We start from the raw sequence: 576 nt of genomic DNA on the forward strand, positions 1-576 counted from the left end.
TGAACAGGCATTATCCCAGCAGTTTCCCTTTCTCGACATGCTAATCGTTACACCTCGCTTGTTCAACCACGATATAGTCTCTTTAGCTCGATACTGGCTCCCTTGATCTGAATGAAACAGTAAACGTTGCCCGTTCGGCTTGCGCACATTCCAAGCCTTCTTTAGTGTTTTAATCACTAAAACCGCATTATTAATTCGACTTGTTGCCCAGCCCACAACTTTGCGTGAGTATAAATCTAAAATGACACATAAGTACTGGCAGCCTTCTTTACAGCGCACCTGAGTTATATCCGATACCCATACACTATTAGGCTCTTCAACATCAAATTGACGAGCAAGTAGATTCTCTGCTGTTATAAAACCCTGCTTTTTATTACCACTGGTGTAGCGACGCTTACCTGATTTAGAGCGATAACCCACGCTTTGTAATAAACGCTGCACTCGACCTTTACTGCAATCATATCCGTCGGCTATGGCGGCTTGCCACAATTTTCTGTAACCAGGTATGCAGTGCTCTTCATTACTTCTTTTTATTAAAAACTGAAGTAAAAAATCATTTTTTCTTTCAACTGGATT

Annotated in this window: 1 protein-coding gene; it reads right to left on the minus strand. The window is 41.3% G+C overall.

Annotated elements, in window-relative coordinates:
* The coding region (locus AN391_RS19845; RefSeq protein WP_055016972.1) for an IS3 family transposase at positions 1-576 on the minus strand (576 nt) is incomplete at both ends.

Origin of the sequence: Pseudoalteromonas sp. P1-13-1a (genome assembly GCF_001401875.1) — a bacterium.
GTDB lineage: Bacteria > Pseudomonadota > Gammaproteobacteria > Enterobacterales > Alteromonadaceae > Pseudoalteromonas.